Source organism: Halomonas sp., assembly GCF_014859505.1.
Classification (GTDB): Bacteria; Pseudomonadota; Gammaproteobacteria; order Pseudomonadales; family Halomonadaceae; genus Halomonas.
Genome location: NZ_JACUUD010000238.1, coordinates 1 through 2104 on the forward strand (window position 1 = coordinate 1; position 2104 = coordinate 2104).

General features: G+C 63.9%; 2 protein-coding genes. Both read left to right on the forward strand.

The window, feature by feature from the left end; translation table 11 throughout:
- Positions 1-149: 149 nt before the first annotated feature.
- The gene (locus IBX53_RS15870) at positions 150-1376 is read left to right on the forward strand and encodes a transposase (RefSeq protein ID WP_290911272.1); all 1227 of its coding nucleotides are present in this window, start codon (positions 150-152) and stop codon (positions 1374-1376) included.
- A gap of 217 nt (positions 1377-1593) precedes the next feature.
- Positions 1594-2104, forward strand: a 511-nt coding sequence (locus tag IBX53_RS15875) for a sugar phosphate isomerase/epimerase family protein (protein WP_290911275.1), incomplete at its 3' end; no start/stop codon positions are given.

A 2104-nucleotide genomic window follows, 5' to 3' on the forward strand; every position in this document is an offset into this window, starting at 1 on the left:
TCCGGGCAGTTCGATTGAGTTGGAACGCCTGGCTGGGCGCGGGAATCCCCCCTCAATCTGACCCTCTCCCCCCCGGGGGTTCAGGGGCGGACAGGTCACAAGAATCTTAACACGATCATAAGGATTTTGCAGGTGCGAAAGAATGTGGCATGATGCCCCTCAAAAGACCTGCCGAGGTCCTAGAGAGAGGCATCATGCCAGCGGCTGTAGTATGCCACAAAATCCGCCAGTTGTTAAGCGACCATGTGAGCCCGGAGGTTCGCGAGAGCACGCTCGATCGTCTCACCTTGCTCGTGACCGGCATGATCAAGGGAAAGAGCGCTTCGCCAGCGGCGATCGCCAAGGCAGTGCACACGCTCGGTCTGAGCGGGGCGAAACCCGAGAGCATCGAGCGTCGTGTGCGCCGCATCGAGAACGACGATCAGGTCACGGCGGCTCTGTGTTTTCATCCCTTCGCCAAAGAGCGTCTTCTCTGGGGTCGTCCCTCGGAGCTGCTCCTGATCATGGACCCGACCACCGAGGAAGACGACGTCGTGATGCTCTCGGCAGCGATATGGTATCGCGGCCGCGCTCTCCCGCTCGCTTGGGCGGTGTGGCCAGCGAACACGCCCCTCGAAGGTGACGGCTTCTGGACCCGCGTTGAGGCCTTGTTGGCCCTGGTCGCGGAGTTGTTGCCGCTCCGGGTCAAGGTCACTTGGCTGGCGGACCGTGCTTTTGGCACGCCAGCCTTCACCGATCTGCTCACCCAGCGTGGCTGGCACTATGCGGTGCGTGTGCAGGGTCAGACGCGCTACAGGGACAGGCGCGGTGTGGAGCGCCCAGTGAAGGATCTGGTGCGCGTGCCGGGCCAACGAAGCAAGCTGCGGGGTCGGGTGTTCAAGAAGCGCGGCTGGCGCGAAGCCAGTGTGATCGTATACTGGGGCCGCTCCTTCGACGACCCGCTGTGCCTGGTGAGCGATCTGCCGCCGCGCTGGTACTTGCTGCGCTGGTACCGGCGCCGGTACGGCATCGAGGCCACCTTCCGCGACTACAAGTCCTACGGCTGGCGTTGGGAACAGGGCCAGGTGAGGGATATCGCCCACATCGAGCGTCTCCTGGTCGGCATGGCGTTGGCTACCTGGATCGCCCTATTTGCCGGCACGCAGGTGGCTGCAGAGTATCTTGCGAACGTACCGGCGGGCGGGCGGCGTACGAGACCATGGGCCGCCAAACGCAGCCTATTCCATCTGGGGCTCGAGAAGCTGCATCAGGCACTGCAAGCCGACTATCCCGTGCCACTCCACCAGGAGCTCACCGACTGGGATGCGCCGAACTGGTCGAGACAGCTCTTCACACGCTGCGTCCGCAACCTGGTATTCGCGCCACCCGGTTCATGACCATGTTAAGATTCTTAAGGTGCAGTTCAAACCTGTCCGCCCCTGAACTCCTCGTGGGAGGGGGGTGGGGGGGGGTGGGCCTACCAAGTGCAGAACTGGCCGGCCCCCACAAGCTAGCGCCAATGTGGGGCGCCGCAGGGCCAAGCCCCGAGACATGGCTAAGGCATAGGCTTCTATGGGAGCGGGTCCGCTGTAGGAACTGAAACAGGGAGGAGACATGGTTCGCCTATCGGTCTGTATCGAGATGTTCTGGCGCGATCTACCGTACGAGGAGCGCATCGCGCGGGTGGCCGGGCTGGGCTTCCAGGCCTTTGAGTTCTGGGGCTGGAAGGGCAAGGACGTGGCCAAGATCAAGTCGGCCGCGGCGATGCACAACCTGGCGGTGGCCGCCCTCTGCCTGGAGCCGGGCTTCAGCCTGCTGAGGCGCAGCTACGAGGCCGAGCTGGTGCAGGGGATGAAGGAGACGGCCGCGGTGGCGGGCGAGCTGGGCTGCAGGACGATCATCGCCACCACCGGGAACAGTTACGACGACGAGAGCTATGAGATCACCCGTCGCCGGGTGGTGCGCCAGACGGCCGCGGTGGCCGAGGTGGCTGAGGACAGCGGCCTGACCATCGTCATCGAGCCGCTGAACACGCTGGTGGACCATCACGGCTACTGGCTCAGAACGATGGCCCAGGCGGTGGACATCATGCAGGAGATCGGCTCACCGGCCGTCAAGATCCTAA